At 42.9% G+C, this 19,698-nt stretch carries 17 protein-coding genes, 1 pseudogene and 1 riboswitch; of the genes and pseudogenes, 14 read left to right on the top strand and 4 right to left on the bottom strand.

Annotation, left to right across the window (positions count from 1 at the left end):
- The first annotated feature begins 64 nt into the window (after window positions 1-64).
- The 8 genes from KI210_RS03835 (at window position 65) to KI210_RS03800 (ending at window position 7,729) form a co-directional block, all read left to right on the top strand.
- The gene (locus KI210_RS03835; RefSeq protein WP_212780574.1) at window positions 65-373 is read left to right on the top strand and encodes a Veg family protein; all 309 of its coding nucleotides are present in this window, start codon (window positions 65-67) and stop codon (window positions 371-373) included.
- Between the two features lie 113 nt (window positions 374-486).
- On the top strand, window positions 487-1,317 hold the full coding sequence (gene purR, locus KI210_RS03830; protein WP_212780573.1) for a pur operon repressor: 831 nt from the start codon (window positions 487-489) through the stop codon (window positions 1,315-1,317).
- 46 nt (window positions 1,318-1,363) lie between these two features.
- A complete protein-coding gene (gene glmU, locus KI210_RS03825; RefSeq protein WP_212780572.1) occupies window positions 1,364-2,749 on the top strand; it encodes a bifunctional UDP-N-acetylglucosamine diphosphorylase/glucosamine-1-phosphate N-acetyltransferase GlmU in 1,386 nt (461 codons plus the stop codon).
- A 99-nt stretch (window positions 2,750-2,848) separates the two neighbouring features.
- A complete protein-coding gene (locus KI210_RS03820; RefSeq protein WP_212780571.1) occupies window positions 2,849-3,538 on the top strand; it encodes an SLAP domain-containing protein in 690 nt (229 codons plus the stop codon).
- 51 nt (window positions 3,539-3,589) lie between these two features.
- Entirely contained in the window at window positions 3,590-4,792 is a 1,203-nt protein-coding gene (locus KI210_RS03815) for an SLAP domain-containing protein (RefSeq protein WP_212780570.1), read from the top strand.
- A gap of 18 nt (window positions 4,793-4,810) precedes the next feature.
- On the top strand, window positions 4,811-6,214 hold the full coding sequence (locus tag KI210_RS03810; RefSeq protein WP_212780569.1) for an SLAP domain-containing protein: 1,404 nt from the start codon (window positions 4,811-4,813) through the stop codon (window positions 6,212-6,214).
- Window positions 6,215-6,321: 107 nt separating this feature from the next.
- The gene (locus KI210_RS03805; RefSeq protein WP_212780568.1) at window positions 6,322-7,290 is read left to right on the top strand and encodes a ribose-phosphate diphosphokinase; all 969 of its coding nucleotides are present in this window, start codon (window positions 6,322-6,324) and stop codon (window positions 7,288-7,290) included.
- A gap of 112 nt (window positions 7,291-7,402) precedes the next feature.
- On the top strand, window positions 7,403-7,729 hold the full coding sequence (locus KI210_RS03800; RefSeq protein WP_212780567.1) for an ATP-binding cassette domain-containing protein: 327 nt from the start codon (window positions 7,403-7,405) through the stop codon (window positions 7,727-7,729).
- A gap of 41 nt (window positions 7,730-7,770) precedes the next feature.
- On the opposite strand, the gene KI210_RS03795 is transcribed toward KI210_RS03800, so the two are convergent.
- On the bottom strand, window positions 7,771-9,138 hold the full coding sequence (locus tag KI210_RS03795) for an HD domain-containing protein (protein WP_212780566.1): 1,368 nt from the start codon (window positions 9,136-9,138) through the stop codon (window positions 7,771-7,773).
- 113 nt (window positions 9,139-9,251) lie between these two features.
- On the opposite strand from KI210_RS03795, the gene KI210_RS03790 reads away from it, so the two are divergent.
- From KI210_RS03790 to murA, 4 genes are all read left to right on the top strand, one after another.
- The gene (locus KI210_RS03790) at window positions 9,252-9,656 is read left to right on the top strand and encodes a YwiB family protein (RefSeq protein WP_212780565.1); all 405 of its coding nucleotides are present in this window, start codon (window positions 9,252-9,254) and stop codon (window positions 9,654-9,656) included.
- 46 nt (window positions 9,657-9,702) lie between these two features.
- A complete protein-coding gene (gene rpoE, locus KI210_RS03785; RefSeq protein WP_212780564.1) occupies window positions 9,703-10,269 on the top strand; it encodes a DNA-directed RNA polymerase subunit delta in 567 nt (188 codons plus the stop codon).
- Window positions 10,270-10,389: 120 nt separating this feature from the next.
- Window positions 10,390-12,009, top strand: coding sequence for a CTP synthase (gene pyrG, locus KI210_RS03780; RefSeq protein WP_212780563.1), 1,620 nt, complete (start codon window positions 10,390-10,392; stop codon window positions 12,007-12,009).
- 125 nt (window positions 12,010-12,134) lie between these two features.
- A complete protein-coding gene (murA, locus tag KI210_RS03775) occupies window positions 12,135-13,424 on the top strand; it encodes a UDP-N-acetylglucosamine 1-carboxyvinyltransferase (protein WP_212780562.1) in 1,290 nt (429 codons plus the stop codon).
- A gap of 127 nt (window positions 13,425-13,551) precedes the next feature.
- On the opposite strand, the pseudogene KI210_RS03770 reads toward murA, so the two are convergent.
- Window positions 13,552-14,851 (bottom strand): annotated as a pseudogene (locus KI210_RS03770) (nucleobase:cation symporter-2 family protein).
- Complete coding sequence (locus KI210_RS03765; RefSeq protein ID WP_212780560.1) at window positions 14,851-15,429, bottom strand: xanthine phosphoribosyltransferase; 579 nt, start codon at window positions 15,427-15,429, stop codon at window positions 14,851-14,853. The pseudogene KI210_RS03770 and the gene KI210_RS03765 overlap by 1 nt, the downstream one beginning before the upstream one ends.
- Before the next feature lie 60 nt (window positions 15,430-15,489).
- A riboswitch (purine riboswitch) is annotated at window positions 15,490-15,587 on the bottom strand.
- A gap of 155 nt (window positions 15,588-15,742) precedes the next feature.
- Here KI210_RS03765 and guaA point away from each other — a divergent pair.
- On the top strand, window positions 15,743-17,293 hold the full coding sequence (gene guaA, locus KI210_RS03760) for a glutamine-hydrolyzing GMP synthase (RefSeq protein WP_212780559.1): 1,551 nt from the start codon (window positions 15,743-15,745) through the stop codon (window positions 17,291-17,293).
- A 77-nt stretch (window positions 17,294-17,370) separates the two neighbouring features.
- On the opposite strand, the gene KI210_RS03755 is transcribed toward guaA, so the two are convergent.
- Window positions 17,371-17,877, bottom strand: coding sequence for a hypothetical protein (locus tag KI210_RS03755; RefSeq protein WP_212780558.1), 507 nt, complete (start codon window positions 17,875-17,877; stop codon window positions 17,371-17,373).
- Between the two features lie 358 nt (window positions 17,878-18,235).
- Between KI210_RS03755 and KI210_RS03750 the strand changes: the two genes are divergently transcribed.
- The gene (locus KI210_RS03750) at window positions 18,236-19,687 is read left to right on the top strand and encodes a DASS family sodium-coupled anion symporter (RefSeq protein ID WP_212780557.1); all 1,452 of its coding nucleotides are present in this window, start codon (window positions 18,236-18,238) and stop codon (window positions 19,685-19,687) included.
- Window positions 19,688-19,698: the final 11 nt, after the last annotated feature.

Raw genomic sequence — 19,698 nt, 5'->3', positions numbered from 1 at the left:
AGATTGTTGAAATGTCAAGTATTTTGTGGTAAAATGTGTCATACTGCAAAGGAGTTGTGATACATTGCCTACATCAATTATGTCAATCAAGAACAAACTGGATTCCCACTTGGGTGAACAAATTACGGTTGTTGCTCAAGCCGGTCGCAAGAAAATTACCAAGCGCCGCGGCGTATTAAAGAATACTTTTCCGGCTGTCTTTGTGGTTGATTTAGATCAAGAACAAAATAACTTTGAACACGTTTCTTATAGTTACACTGACCTATTAACCAAGAATATTGCTTTGGAATTTGAAGGCGAAGAAAGTCAAACTGAACTGGCTGAATCAGAATTTGAAGCCGAAGATGACGATGCCGAAGAGGCTGAAGCATAAAAAAGCATAAAGATTAACAGCAGCACTAACATTTGCAAAAAATGTTAGTGCTTTTTTTTGCCCGATAGAGTAAAATGATACAAGCAAATGCAAACATTAGAAAGGAGAATTCTTTGAAACGTTCAGAAAGATTAGTGGACATGACCAAATATTTAATGGAACGTCCGCACACTTTGATTTCATTACCATTTTTTGCTAAGCGTTATGACGCTGCCAAATCATCAATTTCCGAAGATTTAGCTATTTTAAAACACACCCTTGCTGCAAACCAAGATGGGATTTTAGAAACTATTGCGGGGGCAGCCGGTGGAGTACGCTATATTCCTTACTTGGGTCAAGGACATGCTGAAAAATATTTAACAGACTTAGCTTCGCGCATTGAAGACCCTAGTCGGATTTTGCCTGGCAATTTTGTTTACCTGTCAGATGTCTTAAGCTCGACTCAAGATTTGCGATTAATTGGCTCGTTAATTGCTACGCGCTACGCTTATAGTCACATTGATGCGGTAATGACGGTTGAAACCAAGGGGATTCCTTTGGCTGAAGCAGTCGCACGCTATTTAAACGTACCTTTTGTTACTGCCCGGAAGCGTTCCAAGGTAACTGAAGGGGCCACGGTTTCGGTTAACTACATCTCATCTTCGCTTGAACGAGTATCCAAAATGGAACTGCCAACTCGCGCTTTGGCTAAAGGCTCGAACGTTCTGATTATTGATGACTTTATGAAGGGCGGCGGTACCATTACCGGGATGGAACAATTAGTTCGGGAATTTGAAGGTACAGTCGCTGGCATCACCGTTTTGTGTGAAGCTGATTTTGATAAAGAAAAACTAGTTGATGACTACATTTCTTTAGTAAAAATTAATCAAATCGATGCAGGCAAGAGCCTGATTGTGGCTGAACCGGGTAACTTTTTAACTAGAACTGATTTCAGTCGCTTCTAAATGTTATACTAGACCTTAGTTTTATGTTTAATCGAGGTTATTAGTAATGAAAAAATATGCAGCCGTCCTTGCCGCTGGCAATGGGACCAGAATGAAGTCTAAGTTATACAAAGTGCTTCACCAAGTGTGCGGCAAGCCAATGGTAGAACACGTCGTTGATGCCGTTCGAGCAGCTCACCCAGAAGAAGTTGTCACTATTGTGGGGGCTGGGGCTGACCAAGTTAAGGAATTTTTGCAGGGCAAGAGTGAATTTGCCTTGCAAGAAAAGCAATTAGGTACTGGGGATGCAGTTAAAGCAGCCGCTGGTTTGTTAGGCGATAAAACTGGCATGACTTTAGTAACTACCGGCGACACGCCTTTGTTTACGGCAGCTACCTTCAATGAACTATATGCCTACCATGAAAAGTCTGGCAATGCTGCTACGGTTTTAACGGCTGAAGCACCTAACCCATTTGGTTATGGACGCATTATTCGGGATGAAAAGGGCAACGTTTTACGAATTGTTGAACAAAAAGACGGCAATCCCGAAGAATTAGCAGTTAAAGAAATTAACACGGGAGTTTTTGTCTTTGATAATCAAAAACTATTTGCGGCCTTAGCCCAAGTTACCAATGACAATGCTCAAGGTGAATATTATTTAACTGATGTGTTGGAAATTCTCCGGACACAAGGCGATCATGTTGGGGCCTACAAGATGCCGGACTTTAGTGAAAGTTTAGGCGTAAACGACCGCATTGCTTTAGCCCAAGCTACTAAATTGATGCAACAGCGCATTAATACTGAACATATGAAGAATGGCGTGACCCTGATTGATCCAGCTACTACTTATATTGATGCTGGCGTTAAGATTGGCAATGACACCGTAATTGAAGGCGGCGTGACCATCAAGGGCAACAGTGAAATCGGCAGCGATTGTTACATCACTAATGGCTCGCGGATTGTTGACTCCAAAGTTGGCAATGGCGTAACTATTACTTCATCCGTCTTAGTCCAAGCACAAATGGATGACAATACTGACATCGGTCCGAACTCACACTTGCGGCCAAATGCCGTAATCCGTAAGGGTGCGCACATTGGTAACTATGTTGAAGTCAAAAATGCGGAAATCGGTGAAAATACCAAGCTAGGTCACTTGACCTATGTTGGCGATGCCACTTTAGGCAAGGATATTAATGTCGGCTGCGGCACGATCTTCTCTAATTATGATGGCGTTAAGAAGTTCCACACTACTGTTGGCGATCACTCATTTATCGGCGCCGGTTCAACTTTGATTGCCCCAATTAAGGTTGCGGACCATGCCTTTATTGCTGCCGATTCAACGATTACCAAGGACGTAAAACGCTATGAAATGGCCATTGCCCGCGGTCGCCAAGTCAACAAAGAAGACTACTGGCATAAGCTGCCATTATCTAAGTCAAAAGACTGGGATTAATATTTTAAGGATTAGAAAAGTTAATATTACAAAATTACCTCAATCCTGAAAAACAGCGTATAATGTCACTGTTAGATAAGATCGAAAGGGATATGTTTTATGAAATTTACTAAGAAACTGATGTTGATCTCAGCTAGTGCAGCTTTAGCTGCTGCACCAATCGTACCAGCCTTAACTAGTGTAGCCAGCGTTCAAGCTGCTACTATTCACAAGGCTAGCTACACTAAGAGTAAGGTTAAGACGATCAAGAGTACTTACTTTTACTCTCAATCTGGGAAAAAGTTAAATAAAAAGGCTGCTAAGGGTGGTTCTTACACAATTTATGATGTTACTGAAATCAATGGCAAGTACTACTATGCAACCCAATCAGATTTAGCTTACTGGCTGCCAGCATCAGCAACTACTGGTAAGGTTTATTACAAGAGCGGCAAGACAACCTATACTCTTAAGACTAGCTCAAAGGGTAAGTTAACAATTACTAAGACCACTACTACCACAGTTTCAAGTTCTTCAAGCAGTAAGAAGACTTCATCATCTTCAAGCAGTAAGAAGACTGCAAGTACTAAGAAGAATAAGGTAACTGTAGGCAAGAATACTTACTTCTATGACAAGAAAGGCAAGCGGGTTAAGAAGTTCTTAGGCGTTACCTACCTTTCCAAGGGAACTTGGGTTTACGTTGTAAGCACTAAGACCGTAAAGATTAATGGTAGCAAATACTACCAATTGGCTAATAATGTTTACATTAAGGCAGCCAATGTCTCAAAGGTAAATGGCAAAGCCGTTAAGTAATTAATAAGACATATGTGGGAAGATTTATTTTTGATATAAGGAGAAAGAATTATGAAGTTAAGTCGCAAGTTTGTGATGGTTTCAGCTGCAGCTTTGATGGCTGTTGCTCCAGTTGTTCCAGTTATCACCAATGGTGTTTTTCCAGTAGCAGCTGCTAGCAAAAAATCAAGCAAGAAACCTACAATTACAGTAAAGAAGAACTCATACTTTTATGACAAGAAGGGCAAACGCGTAAAGAAATTTATCGGCGTAACTTATCTTGCTAAGGGTCAATGGGCTTATGTTGTAAGCACCAAGACGGTAACGATCAAGGGTACTGAGTACTACCAATTAGCTAAGGGCGTTTACGTTAAGGCAGCTAATGTTTCAAAGGTAAACGGCAAGGCTGTTAAGAAGAGTTCTAAGGTAAGCTCAAAGACTAGTTCAAAGACCAGCTCTTCATCAACTAGTGCAACTTCAAAGTCATCTAGCTCAAAGACTAGTTCATCAACTAGTGCAGCTTCAGATTCATCTAGCTCAAAGACGAGTTCTTCAACTAGTGCAGCTTCAGATTCATCTAGCTCAAAGACGAGTTCTTCAACTAGCGCAACTTCAAAATCATCTAGCTCAAAGACTAGTTCTTCAAAGACTACTGCAAAGAAGAATACTATTACTTTAGGCAAGAATGCTTACTTCTATGACAAGAAAGGTAAGCGAGTAAATAAATTCTTAGATGTAACTTACTTGAAAAAAGGTCAATGGGCTTATGTTGTAAGCACCAAGACAGTTACGATCAAGGGCACTAAGTACTACCAATTAGCAAGCAACGTTTTTGTTAAGGCAGTTAACGTCTCAAAGGTTAATGGTAAGGCTGTTAAGTCTTCAACTAAGAAGTCAACTAAGAAGTCAACCAAGAAGACTACTAGCAAGAAGACTACTAAGAAGTCAACCAAGAAAACCACTAGCAAGAAGACTGCTAAGAAGTCAACCAAGAAGACTACTAGCAAGAAGACTGCTAAGAAGTCAACCAAGAAGACTGCTAAGAAGTCAACCAAGAAATCAACTAAGCTTAGCAAGACTGTAGTTACTACCAGCAAGAAAGTTTATGTTTACGATGCCAAGGGCAAGCGCGTAAAGAGCTACGAAGGCTTGGCATACATTGGCAAGAACGTAAAGCTTAAGAACCTTGGCGTTAAGACGATTAAGGGCGTTAAGTACATGGCTTTAACTCCAAATAAGTACTACATCAAGGTTAGCGACGTTAAGAACGCTTAACATTAACAAGGATCAATTATGAAATTAAGTCATAAGATAATGACGGTTTCGGCAGCCGCGCTGTTTTTAGCAGCACCGGCTGTTTCTTTATCATCAAATAATGATCAAGTTTTTGCTGCTAGCAAGAAGGCCAAAAAGGCAAAGAAGACCAAAACCGTCAAGAAAACTAAAAAGTCTAAAGCAGTTAAGAAAACTAAAGCAGACAAAAAGTCTAAGAAAACAATTCTTACTTTAGCTAGAAACTCCTACGTTTACACCAAGTCTGGCAAACGAACCAAATACCAAAAAGCTAAAACTTTACGCAAGGGCAAACGCTATGCTGCTCTTAGTGCCAAAACGGTTACGCTTAAACATGTGAAGTATTATCGCTTGGCCACTAATGCCTACATTAAGGCAGCTAATGTTGCCAAAGTAAACGGGAAGGCTGTCAAAAAGACCGAGCAATTTGGCACTAAGGTTAGCGTTCCTAAAAATGCCGACCAATATCGAGCAACGATTAAGCATAACTCCTACTTTTACGACAATGATTTAACCACTGATAAAACTGATAAATTGTTGAAGGGTTCAACGATTTATGTTGATTTATATGGCTATATCGGTGTTACCAAGGTTTATCGCGTTGCTAGCGGCGATTACGCCGGTAGTTTTATCAAGGCAAGCAATGTCTCAAAAATTGATGGCAAGGGCAAAAGAATGCAATTGGCTAATGGTAAAAACACCGTATTGCGCTATTTGAGCGATAATGAGACTTTGATAGTCTTAAGAAGCGATCGGCCATCAAATATCTACAATGAAGCTGGAAAGTTATTGCATGAACAATTTTCTGGTGGCGAGGATAATGCTAAGCGAGTAGATAAAGCAATCTACATGGTTTTGTCCGATGATGATAAGACTGTCCATTTGATGTATAAGATTATTGGCCAGGATCAATATATTCGGGCTAGCGATGTGGTTGCTTCTTATGGTAAAGCCTTAAAGCCAGAAAACACGGATAAGTCAGTTTCAGATCAATTAGCAGCCACCAGCAGTGATAAGGAGAGTCTCCAAACTCTGTATAATACTGAAATCGCAGGGACGACGAAGTACCAACTGGCTGCTAAGGATAAGCAAACGCAATATGATGCTGCTTTTGTTGAAGCCGGCCATGTCTTAGCTAATGCAAAAGCAACCGTAGCTGAGGTCAAGACAGCGGAGAAGAAGCTGCAAACTGCGATTAACGCCTTGGATGGCAGCAAGGTTAAGGTAGTTGACCCAGATAACCTAACTGCGGCCGAAAAATCTGCAGTGATTCAAAAAGTGGCAGCAGCGTATGGCGTCAGCGAAAGTCAAGTAAACTTATCGACTACTGGTGAGGTTAATATTACAGGAACAAGCAGTTCCACAATTACCTTGCCACTGAGTGATTTCGTGACTAGCGAGTAAAAAAAGGCATTCTGTTCGTACAGAATGCTTTTTTAGTGTCTAAAGTGCCCATTTATCGTTATTTTTTGCTAAAATAAAAGCGATAGGTTATTTCAACGGAGGAAATTATGTCTTACAAAGACGATTTAATGATTTTTGCCCTTAATTCCAACGTGCCCCTTGCTAAACAAATTGCTGAACGTATTGGTGTTCCGCTCAGCAAATGTGATGTTGAACGATTTAGTGATGGTGAAATTCAAATCAACATTGATGAATCTGTTCGTGGTAAGGATGTGTACTTGGTGCAATCAACCAGCGACCCAGTTAACGACAATTTGATGGAATTGTTGATTATGATTGATGCTGTTCGTCGTGCTAGTGCTCGGACTGTTAACATTGTCATGCCTTACTACGGTTATGCTCGACAAGACCGTAAGACTAGAGCACGTGAGCCGATCACTGCTAAGCTGGTAGCCGATATGCTGCAAACTGCAGGAGCCAATCGGGTATTGTCTTTGGACTTGCACGCACCGCAAATTCAAGGTTTCTTTGATATCCCAGTTGACAACCTGATGGGTGCCCCGCTTTTGGCCGATTACTTCTTGAGACACGATTTGCAAAAAGATGCAGTAGTTGTTTCACCTGACCATGGTGGTGTTACTCGTGCACGGAAATTAGCAGAATTTTTGGGCACTTCAATTGCGATTGTTGATAAGCGGCGGCCAAAGGCTAACGTTGCCGAAGTAATGAATATCATTGGTGATGTAAAAGGCAAACGCGCAATCATCATCGACGATATGATCGATACTGCTGGTACGATTACCTTGGCAGCGCAAGCCTTGATGGATGCTGGTGCTACAGAAGTTTATGCTTCAGCAACGCACGCCGTTTTGTCCGGTCCAGCAATTGATCGTTTGAACAACTCATGCATTAAGAATCTCGTTTTGACTGATTCAATCAATCAACCTGCTGAAAAGCGTTTGGATAAGATGCAGCTAGTTTCAGTTGGACCTTTGATGGGGGATGCAATCAAGTGCATTCAAAACCACGAACCATTAAGTCCGCTGTTTAACACCAGATATCAAGCTGACAAGTAAACCCAATTTAATAGTTTGACAAGTATAAGAGTCTAGAAAAAGCTAGTATTTTCTAGACTCTTTTTATATAATTTTTACAAACGGATGTTAATAATTACGAGGATAGTTGAGGATGAATGATGGAAATATATCAATTAAGAATACTACTACTAAAGCGCAGATTATTTCGGCCATGAAGGTGTTTGGCTTAGAGCAAAAGGCCAATTTAAAAGTGAAAAAATATTCGCTCGGTATGAGACAAAAATTGGCGATTATCCAAGCCTTCATGGAAGATCAGGAACTGCTGGTATTAGATGAACCTACTAATGGGCTGGATGATGCTGCTGTTACCCTGTTCCAGAAACAAATGAAAGCTTTAGCAAGCGAAGGAAAAACAATTCGAACTTTAGCGGACACAATTTACCATGTAAACGATGGTAAGATTACGAAAGAATCATAGCTAAATCAAAAGAGACGATCTAGGTGATCGTCTCTTTCTGTTTATTCTTCTTTACGTTTTGGCCGGCGCAAATAGCGCAATTCGCCATTTTTGACGTATTTTTGGAAATCCTGATATAAAGGATCAAAGATCTGCGGTTCATCGCTTTGGCTGATCATGGTTTTGGGGAAGAAGAAGCGTTCATCCCCTTGGAAAGTTCCATTCAAAGCCTTCACTAACGGCGACAGCTGGGACAGTTCAATCAAGCTGCCGTCATCCTGCATCAATTCAATCTGGCTGTTGGCATTTTTTCCGCTAGGCTTATATGCATCGTAAGGTTCATCATACATCGAGTTGGTAGCAGTGTAGTAGTTAGGATCAAAACCAGCTTCTTTGATGAGCCCGCGCAGTTTTGGCAGCAGGTTTTTGGTCTGATCGTCAATCTTGACGCTGGCAAGTGGCCGGCGGTCAAGATATCTGCTGGCTAAATCCGCCAAAATCGGATCACTAGCATCCCGCCACATCGAAAAGTTGGTTTCCATCACGCCGTCGTCCAGCTTAAGATAGTCATCGAGCGTCCAAGAATCACCTAAAAAGGCCGCTAGGCTTGGCGTTACCTGCAACTGGCCTTGACTATAAACATATTTTGCCCGTTCCAAGAGGTGGTGCAGAATAACTTCAAAGGAGCGTCCTACCCGGTGGAAGTAGACCTGTTGGTACATTTGATAACGGGAAACAATATAGTCTTCAACGGCATGCATCCCATTATTGGTAAAGCAAATTCCGCCTTGGTAGGGGCGGATTACCCGTAGCATCCGCTCCAGGTCAAACATCCCATAATTAACGCCGGTAAAGTAGGCATCACGCTGCAAATAGTCCATCCGATCGGCATCAGCTTGGCTGGAGATCATTTTGACGACTTGCATGTTCGGGTAAGTTTTGGCAATGACGCTGGCAACGGCCTCTGGAAAGTTAGGAGCAACTTGCTTGAGAGCGCGATTGATCTCGGTGCTGGGATCAGTGATGATGCGTTGCCCAATTTTTTCATGGTTGGTGCCAAATAAGTGCTCGAAAGTGTGAGAATAAGGACCATGGCCGATATCATGCAACAGGCCGGCACATTCTACCAGCAGACGGTTATCCGTGTCCCACAAGCCGTCTCCTGGCGTTTTAGACGGATACTTTTGTTCAAAAATATCGCAGATTTTCCTAGTCAATTCATAGACGCCAAGATTATGTTCAAATCTGGTATGAGTAGCTCCAGGGAAAACATAGCTGACCGGCCCAAGCTGTTTGATGCGGCGCATGCGTTGAAATTCTTTTGATTTAAGTACATCCAATACCACCTGGTCGGTAATGTGGATATCGCCATGAACGGGGTCACGGACGACCACCTCTTCAGCTAATTTTTTGCTTTGAAAACGTACCATATTATTACCTGAGTCTTCTTATTTAAGTTTTACTTCAAAATCATTTAGAATATAACTACATAGAATTATAACAAACCAGTTGAATTATTGCTGGATTCGAGGTGAAGAATAAAGTGAGCGAGATCTCAATTGACCTAACCAGCCAGATTACCCAAGATAACGATACGGAGACTTTTCATAAAAGCAGCAGCGGAACCTTGGAAGAGGCAGAAGATATTTTACGCATTTCCTATTTGGAAGATAATCAAATACCAGTTAAACTGTTGATCAAAGACCATGAATTGCTTTTGCGGCGCGGAGTTGACCATAATAATTATTCATTTATGCGACTGGTGCCAGGGGAAAAAGCGGCTTGTCGATATTTGGTTGATGGCAGACAAATGGACCTGCTGAGCGTCACTAATCGGCTAGAATTGACGGAAGCAGACGATGGTTCCCGTAAACTTCAGGTTGAATATGACCTATTCAGTGGACTATACTTAGTAGGTAACTATGCAATCACGTTGATTTTTACTTAAAGCCCGAGTAAAATAGTATAGATTGTGAAAGAGAGGACGTACTACTGTGGGATTAAACGATTTTGAAGGCAAGAATCGCGATGAATTGTCAATGATCGAAGTTGCACGCGCAATTTTGGAAGATCATGGCAAGCGGATGGCCTTTGCTGATATTGTTAATGAAGTGCAAAAGTACTTGAACAAGAGTGACGAAGAAATCCGTCTGCGCTTACCGCAATTCTATACCGATATGAACACTGACGGTCGCTTTATCTCAATGGGTGACAATGTGTGGGCCTTGCGTGCATGGTTCCCATATGAATCAATTGACGAAGAAGTCAACCACCCAGAAGATGAAGATGAAGAATCCGCTAAGAAGCACCACAAGAAGGTTAACGCCTTCCTCGCTACCGCTACTGGCGATGACGATATTATCGATTACGACAACGATGATCCAGAAGATGATGATCTGGATGACACCGATGATGACGACGATAATGCTGCTGATGATGATTATGATGATTACGACGACAATGAGGATGACGAAGACGATAGCAACGTTTTGCCAGACGGAATTGAAGGTCAATTATCACAAATGCAGCAAGACGATGAAGATGACGAAGACGATGAGTAAAGTTCTTGACTTAAACTTAAAAAGTCGCTAGTATTTTCATTGGGCACCCTTAGTGCGTTTAGCTCCCGAGTATAGGGAGCTTTTTTATTTTTATAGTTTTGATGATAAGGAGCAGCATTAATGACTAAATACATCTTCGTTACTGGCGGCGTGGTATCCTCATTGGGCAAAGGGATCACCGCTTCAAGCTTGGGCCGGTTGTTAAAGAACCGCGGCTTAAAAGTTACCATGCAAAAGTTTGACCCATACTTAAACATTGACCCTGGTACGATGAACCCTTACCAGCACGGTGAAGTTTATGTAACTGATGATGGTACTGAAGCAGACCTTGACTTGGGCCACTACGAACGTTTGGTGGATGTCCGGACTAGCAAGTACTCAAATGTTACTACTGGTAAGATTTATAAGGAAGTTTTGGAAAAAGAGCGGCGTGGCGATTACCACGGCGGTACTGTTCAAGTAATTCCACATGTAACTGATATGATCAAGCAAAAGGTCATGCGGGCTGCTTTGACAACTGATTCAGATGTGATTATTTCTGAAATCGGTGGGACTGTAGGTGACATCGAATCAACGCCATTCATGGAAGCTATTCGACAAATGCGGCGCGAAGTTGGTGAAGATAATGTAATGTACATTCACTGTACTTTAGTGCCTTACTTGCATGCTGCTCACGAAATGAAGACCAAGCCAACGCAACACTCAGTTGCTACCTTGCGGTCAATTGGGATTCAGCCAAACATGCTGGTTTTGCGGGCAGAAAAGCCAGTTCCACAAGAATTGAAGAACAAGATTTCAACCTTTACTGATGTGCCAGTAGAACGGATTATGGAATCAATCGATGCACCATCACTCTTTGACTTGCCGCTGTCCTTCCAAGAACAAGGCATGGACCAAATTGTTTGTGACTTCTTGCACCTTGAAAGTCCACTGCCAAAGGCCGATATGGATGCATGGCGCCGGATGGATGAACGGGCCAAGACTTTGAAGCATACCACCAAGATTATCTTGGTAGGTAAATATGTGGAATTAGAAGATGCCTACATTTCCGTGACTGACGCTTTGCAACACGCTGGCTACTTATACAACACTAAGATTGAAGTCAAGAAGGTTCAAGCTGAAGATATTACTGCCGATAATGTGGCTGACTATCTGCAGGATACTGATGGTTTGATCGTACCTGGCGGTTTTGGCGTTCGGGGACTTGAAGGCATGATTCAAGCAATTAAATATGCGCGTGAACATGATATTCCATTCTTGGGTATTTGCTTAGGGATGCAAATGGCAACTGTTGAATTTGCCCGTGATGTCCTTAACCTAAAGGGCGCAAACTCAACTGAAGCTGATCCAGACACCAAGTACAATGTAATTGATATTATGGCTGACAAGCGGGATGAAGAAAATCTTGGCGGTACCTTACGGTTAGGTTTGTACCCAGCTACTTTGAAGAAAGGCACCAAGACGCGGGCTGCTTATGACGATCAAGAAGTCATCCAAGAACGGCACCGTCACCGTTACGAATTTAATAATGAATACCGGGAAGCCTTTGAAAAGGCCGGCATGACCTTCTCCGGCGTGTCACCAGACAATCATTTGGTGGAAATTGTTGAGTTGACTGACAAGAAATTCTTTGTAGCGGCCCAATACCACCCAGAATTCCTTAGCCGGCCAAACCGTCCAGAAGGATTGTTCAAGGCTTTCATTGGTGCAGCCAGTGATTTACCAGCTGATGAATTTTAAATCATCGTGACAATTATTAAGATTACCGTAACAAGGGCAGAGACAAGGCTCTACCCTTGTTTTTTTCTCTAATTTCAATTAACATTATTATGATTATTGAAGTTAGAAAAGGATTTTTTTCGCCAATGAAGCAGATGATAATTCATGGTGGAAAGCCCCTGCAGGGTGATGTTTGGATTGGTGGAGCTAAGAATTCTACAGTTGCGTTAATTCCAGCTTCTATTTTGTCGCGGACACCGGTTACTTTGGAAGGCGTTCCAAGGATAGCAGACGTCGACAATTTGATGGATTTGCTGCGAGAGATGGACGTGCAGTGCAACTTTACGAATACGACGCTCATGATCAACCCTGTAAATATTAAGCTGAGTCCCCTGCCAGCTGGCAAGGTGAAGAGTCTTCGTGCGTCCTATTATTTCATGGGCGCACTTTTAGGCCGCTTTGGACAAGCTACTGTGGGCTTTCCTGGTGGTGACGATATTGGCCCTCGTCCCATCGACCAGCATATTAAGGGTTTTGAAGCTCTAGGCGCGACTGTCAAAAATGAAAATGACCAGATCATCATCACTGCTCCCGAAGAAGGCCTCCATGGTGCTGAGATTCAGCTAAAGATGCCATCAGTTGGTGCGACGATGAACATTATTATGGCGAGTGTGACTGCTAAGGGTTCGACTGTGATCAATAATGTGGCTAAGGAACCAGAAATTATTGATCTCGCAACCTTCCTAAATAACATGGGAGCAACCATTCGGGGTGCCGGGACTGATCAAATTCGGATTGAAGGAGTACCGGAGTTGCGGGCATCAGTACCGCATACCATTATTCCGGATCGAATTGAAGCAGGCACTTACGTTTCAATGGCAGCGTGCATTGGTAATGGTATTCGCATCCATAATATTATTGCCGAACACTTGGATTCATATTTAGCCAAAGTTGAGGAAATGGGTGTCGTGATTGATACGGATGAAGATTCACTCTTTGTTTACCCAGCAGGCGACTTGAACATGGTTCAAGTTAGAACTGATCCGTACCCTGGCTTTGCCACTGATTTGCAGCAACCAATCACGCCGCTCTTGCTAACCGCTAAGAGTGGGGAAGGGGTAATTTTAGATTCTATTTACCCACGGCGAACCCGCCATATTCCTGAATTACAAAAAATGGGTGCCAAGATCAAGGTTGAAGACAATATTATTTTGGTTCACCCAGGGTCAGTTCTGCATGGAGCAGAAGTGACGGCTGATGAAATTAGAGCCGGTGCTTGTTTAATGGTAGCTGGCCTAATGGCGCCGGGAGAAACCAAGATTAATAATGCCGGCAACATTTTACGTGGCTATGATCGGGTAGTTCAAAAGCTGCATCAGCTAGGAGCAGATGTAGAAATTGTCGACATCCCTGATCGCCAAGGCGTGTTTGATTAAAGAGCAAACAAAAAAAGCAGTTAACTGTGAACGACAGTTAGCTGCTTTTTGCATGGTAACAATAATATGGAAATAAATAATGGATAGAGGTTATAAAGTAAAATGAATAGAGAATGTTTATGTGTGTTTAAGCCTTCCTATCTTTTGCGAGAGCCTTCTTACCATTGAAGATCAAGTTTAAGATAGTGGCACTTAAACTGGCAATTACGATCCCATTGCTCAAGAATAATTGCACAGTTTGTGGCAGGTTTTGGAAGAGTTGCGGATAAATCGTAACTCCCAAGCCTAGCCCGATGGAAATAGCGACAATCAAGACGTTACGGTTGCTGTCGAAATTCACTTTATTCAACATCTTGATGCCTTGGACGGTGATCATCGTAAACATCACCAACATCGCACCTCCAAGAACTGGTGTTGGGATGACCGTGACGAGCGCACCGACCTTTGGCAAGAGCCCCATCGCCATCAATAAACCGGCTGCCCAGAAGATTGGCCGCGTAGTATGGATACCTGATAGCTGCAATAAGCCAACATTTTGAGAGAAGGTGGTGTAGGGGAAAGTGTTGAAGCCGCCGCCTAAAATTTGGGCCAAACCTTCTGCCCGATAGCCCCGCTTTAAATCATCTTCGGAAATGTCTTGGCCGATCAAGTCACCGATCGCAAAGAAGACCCCGGTTGATTCAACCATTGATACCAAGGCAATGATAATCATGGTCAAACTTGATGACAGTTCAAACTTGGGTACCCCGAAGTAAAATAGCTGCGGCAAGTGGAACCAAGCAGCTTGGGCAACCGGCTTAAGCGAGACCAGCCCCATAGCTCCAGCAACGATTGAGCCAAGCAAAAGTCCGACTAGCGTCGCAATCGATTGGAAGAAGCCCTTAGCCCAAACTTGGATAATGATGATAATAGCCATAGTCAAAAATCCTAAGAAGAGGTTTTGCCCGCTGCCAAAAGTTTTCGCAGTTGCGTCACCGCCGCCAATATCGGTAATGGCTACCGGAATCAGGGTTAAGCCGATCGTGGTAATCAAGGTACCGGTAACTACCGGCGGAAAGAGCACTTTAATTTTGGAAAAGAGCCCGGCAATCAGGATTACAAACAGCCCCGCTACAATCAAAGAACCGTACATGGTGGTGTAGCCAAACTTCTTGCCGATCATGATTAACGGCGAAACAGCCTGGAAGGCACAGCCTAAAACGACCGGCAGGCCAATCCCAAAGTAGCGATTTTTCAAAAGCTGCAAAAGCGTTGCCAGACCACACATGAAAATATCGATTGAAACCAAGTAGGTCATCTTTTCAGAGTCAAAACCTAAGGAAGTCCCAATTAACAGAGGGACGGAAACTGCCCCAGAGTACATGGCCAAAAGGTGCTGCAGGCCTAATACGGCTGCTTTTTTTGTTGCTTACTTCTTGTTGTGCCATTATGCTTCTCCTTCAAAGTGAACTTGGTTGCCGCTAAAACTGGTGATATTGGCTAAAGATTCTAAACGCAAGCCTTGATCCTTGATCCATTGGCTGCCGCCTTGGAAGGTCTTAGCTACTACTACGCCGACACCAGCAATTTGGCAGTCAGCTTGTTTGGCAATTGCCACCATCGCCTTAACAGCTTCGCCGCGTGCCAAGAAGTCATCAATGATCAGCAAGTTTTCGCCAGCTGGTAAAAATTGACTTTCAACGCACAAGGTATTCATGACTCCCTTGGTGTAAGAAGCAGCTTCTGCCGTGTATACGGCATCGTTAATCGTTGACGGCTTCTTTTTGCGGGCAAAGACAACTGGTACTCCCAGTACATAACCAGCCATGACAGCCGGGGCGATGCCGGAAGCTTCACAGGTTAAGATTTTGGTTACGCCGCTGTCCTTGAACAGGCGGGCAAATTCTTTTCCTAGGTCCATCATTAGTTGGGGATCAATTTGATGGTTTAAAAAAGAATTGATCTTTAAGACGTTGCCTGGAAGTACGACGCCATCTTGTCTAATCCGATCTTCTAAGAGTTTCATACGTCCTCCAAAATAAAAAATGACTGAGTCAATCCTCTCTTAAGGACAGACTCAGCCAGTTGGCTGTGCATGTTACCTTATAGTCCGGCATTTACGGCGCCGGGTAGAGACGATCGACCTTATTACGATGATATATAAAGTATTTGCTACTTGGTATTTGATTCAGTTTGATTCTAGCAGAATAAAAGTGCGAACACAAGCCATATAATTTATGAAAACGTTCGCCTTCTTTTTTAAGCATATGTTAGTTGACCCGACAGATAATTCCTAGTAAAGTTACATTAACAATGTTTACAGAAAAAGGAGACTACTTGTGGCTAAGAATCTGAATGATTTTGATAAAATCATCGTGCTGGACTTCGGCAGTCAATACAACCAATTGATTACCCGGCGTCTGCGCGATTTTGGCATTTACTCTGAACTGTTGCCGCACGATTTAAGCATGGACAAGATTAAGGAAATAGCTCCTAAGGGAATTATTTTCTCAGGCGGTCCTAATAGCGTGTACGGTGAAGGTGCGTTGCGGGTTGATCCAGCAATTTACGATTTAGGAATTCCGATTTTGGGTATCTGCTACGGGATGCAGCTGATGGCTCATGACTTAGACGGCAAGGTAGAACCAGCCGATAATTCAGAATACGGTCGGGCTGACATTGAAGTGACGGCTGAAGATTCACCGCTGGTTAAGGGCTTGCCTAAGGATCAATATGTTTGGATGAGTCACGGAGACTTGGTAACCGAACTGCCTGCAGGCTTTAAGCTGGCAGCCAAGAGTGCCAACTGCCCAATTTCGATTATGGAAAACCGTGAACGCGGCTTATATGGAATTCAATTCCACGCTGAAGTCCGCAACTCACAATACGGTTTGGACATCTTGAAGAACTTTGCTTTCAATGTTTGTCATGCTGAAGCCAACTGGACCATGGATGACTTTATTGAAATGCAGGTTGCAGAAATCCAAAAAGAAGTTGGCGACAAGAAAGTTATTTTAGGTCTTTCCGGCGGGGTTGATTCAAGTGTAACAGCAACGCTTTTGCATAAGGCAATCGGCAACCAGCTGACGGCGATTTTTGTTGACCACGGAATGCTCCGCAAAGACGAAGGCGACCAAGTTATGGCAGCCTTAAATCGCGATTTAGGGGTTAACATCATCAGAGTTAACGCCCAAGAACGGTTCTTGTCTAAGCTAGCTGGCGTAACTGATCCAGAAAAGAAGCGGAAGATCATCGGCCGCGAATTTGTTGAGGTCTTCAATGAAGAAGCGCAAAAGCTTAAGGATGTTGATTTCTTAGCTCAGGGTACGCTTTACACGGACGTTATCGAAAGTGGGACAAATACCGCCCAAACGATCAAGTCACACCACAATGTTGGTGGCTTGCCAAAGGACATGCACTTTAAGCTGATCGAACCGCTGCGCAAGCTGTTCAAAGATGAAGTGCGTGAACTTGGCGAAAAGCTGGGGATTCCGCACGACTTGGTATGGCGTCAGCCATTCCCAGGCCCAGGTTTGGGTATTCGGGTCTTAGGCGAAATTACCGAAGACAAGCTGCAAATTGTGCGTGAAAGTGACGCAATTTTGCGTGAAGAAATCAAGAATGCCGGTTTGCAAGAAGATATCTGGCAATACTTCACCGTTTTGACTGGTATCAGATCAGTTGGGGTGATGGGCGACGGCCGGACTTACGACTACACTGTTGGGGTACGAGCAGTCACTTCAATTGACGGGATGACGGCTGATTTTGCCCAAATTCCGTGGCCGGTCTTAAGCAAGATTTCAACCAGAATCGTTGATGAAGTTGACCACGTTAACCGGGTAGTTTACGACATCACCAGTAAGCCACCGGCAACGATTGAATGGGAATAAAACTAAAACTCCTAGCCAAGGCTGGGAGTTTTTTGATGCAAAAAAAGAGCCCTCAGTCGAGGACTCTTGGTAAAAAGCTATTTAGCCAACTTATGTACCTTGTGGGCCAAAACCATTTCAAAGTTTCGGTCTTGATAGATAGCATTTCTAAGATAGTTAAATGGGGTCATGAAAATCCCATGATTGTTACGGAATAAGAAATCTGCGTGATGGTGGTCCGAGTGACGCAAGTATCTCTTAGCGTTTTGAATCCTAGTATGGTGTCTTAATTCCAACTTCTCACAGAAACCGGTAACTTGGTGGTGTGCGTTGAAAATAGGATCAGTGTGGTGCCACTTATCAATATGATGAGTGTTGTGCCCGCCAATTTGCTTACTTGCACGGACCACATCGTCTTTAGTGGATAAACTATTCTGATCGTCTAATTGTGCATTTGGATCAAAATAGTAGTTTCCGAGTCCATCTTGCCGATAGAGCGTTAGCTTCTTAATTGAATGATCTTGGTCATTAACAGTCACTTCCAAGACATCACCATTGCTGTGATTCATCAAATACATGTTATGCGTAATTGTGTAATTCTTCATGATCAGAAATTCATCCCTTTCTACAAGTATTTAATTGTAACATAACTTGCTTGTATGTTTAGTAAGATACCACGTTTTGGGGCTGATGACACAAAAAATGTTCAAAAAAATTATGATTTTACCTAATTGCAAATTAGTTAATGCTTTTTTTAGAGAATTAGGGGGATTTTGCTTAAAAGCGTAATTTGGTCTTAGCCAATTGGATTCACCAGCTTGAATAAGCAATTAAATTGCCGAAAGACTTAATTTTTGAAATCAGACTGGTATAATATTCACGGAGTTTTTGAAAAAGTTTAAAAAAGTATCGAAATAATTTTAAAAACTTCAAAAAGCAAAAGGATACTTTTGGAGATGGAAAATGTTATCGAAAGTTAACTATAAGGGTTTTATCTTGCCTTTAGTAGTGGGTATCGTACTCTGGCTATTAACTCCTTTAAAACCGGCTACGATAACTGTTGCAGGATGGCATATGTTTGCCCTGTTTTTGGCAACAATCATTGCCTGCATTACTAAACCCATGCCTATTGCAGGGGTTGCTATCATTTCGTATGTAATCATGATTGGTGCTCAAATTGTACCAATGGCAAGCGTGATGAAAGGCAATACAATTGTGCAAAAGGGTGCTTTATCAGCCTTTGCTGACTCGACTCCTTGGACAATTGCCATGGCCTACATGATTGCTCGTGGTTTCGTAAAAACTGGTTTGGGCAGAAGAATTGCTCTACTGTTTGTTAGAGCATTTGGGAAGAAGACATTGGGCTTGGGATACTCAATGTCATTCATTGACCTGATTATTTCTCCTGCTACGCCAAGCAATACCGCACGTTCTGGTGGTGTGGTATATCCAATTATTGAGTCATTGGCGCACACTTTTGGCTCTGATCCTAAAGATGGAACTGAAAGAAAGATTGGTTCATACCTGGTTTACAATGAATTTCAAGCTAACACGATTACTTCTTCATTGTTCATGACGGCGTCTGCCCCGAACGTGGCAGCGGTCGGCTTGGCTGAAGCTAATGGCGTTCATATTTCGTGGTTTGGCTGGCTAGCAGCAGCTATTGTACCAGGCTTGATTGCTTTGCTGGTGGTACCATTCATTATTTATAAGATGTACCCGCCGGAAATCAAAGAAACGCCAAATGCCCGTAATTGGGCTCAAGGCCAACTGGATGAAATGGGCAAAATGAAGAACTCAGAAAAGGTAATGATGGGAATCTTTATCTTAGCCTTGGTTCTTTGGATGCTCTCAAGCTTTATGCCAGCAATTAATGCTACCTGGGTTGCCTTTTTAGCAACGGCCTTGTTGTTAGTGACCGGTATTTTAAGCACAAAAGACATTTTAAATGAAACCGGTGCTTGGAACGTTGTTGTTTGGTTCTCAATCTTAATCTTTATGGCTGGGCAATTGTCAGCCACTGGCGGTGTCATTCCTTGGCTGCAAGCTACCATCAAGTCGTCAATCGGCGGGATGTCGCCAATGGTGGTAATGGCTATTTTGGTATTGGTCTACTTCTACAGCCACTACTTCTTTGCCTCAAGTACTGCCCATGTTGTGGCTATGTATGCTCCGCTTTTATTAATTGCTAAGAGTGCGGGCGTACCTGTAATGTTTGCTGCTATTATGCTCGGGATGACCGGGGCAATCTTCCAATCAACTACGCACTATTCATCTGGTCCAGCCACTGCTTTATTTGCTCCAGGTTATGTCAAACAAGGCGAATGGTGGAAGATGAGCTTTGTGTTAGGCTTATTCTACCTGGTTTTGTACGGCGTAATTGGTGGCTTATGGATGACCGCAATTGGAATTTAAACTGAAAAAAT

This window comes from Lactobacillus corticis (assembly GCF_018327645.1).
Taxonomy (GTDB): Bacteria; Bacillota; Bacilli; order Lactobacillales; family Lactobacillaceae; genus Lactobacillus; species Lactobacillus corticis.
This window is presented reverse-complemented; position numbering and strand designations above follow the sequence as displayed.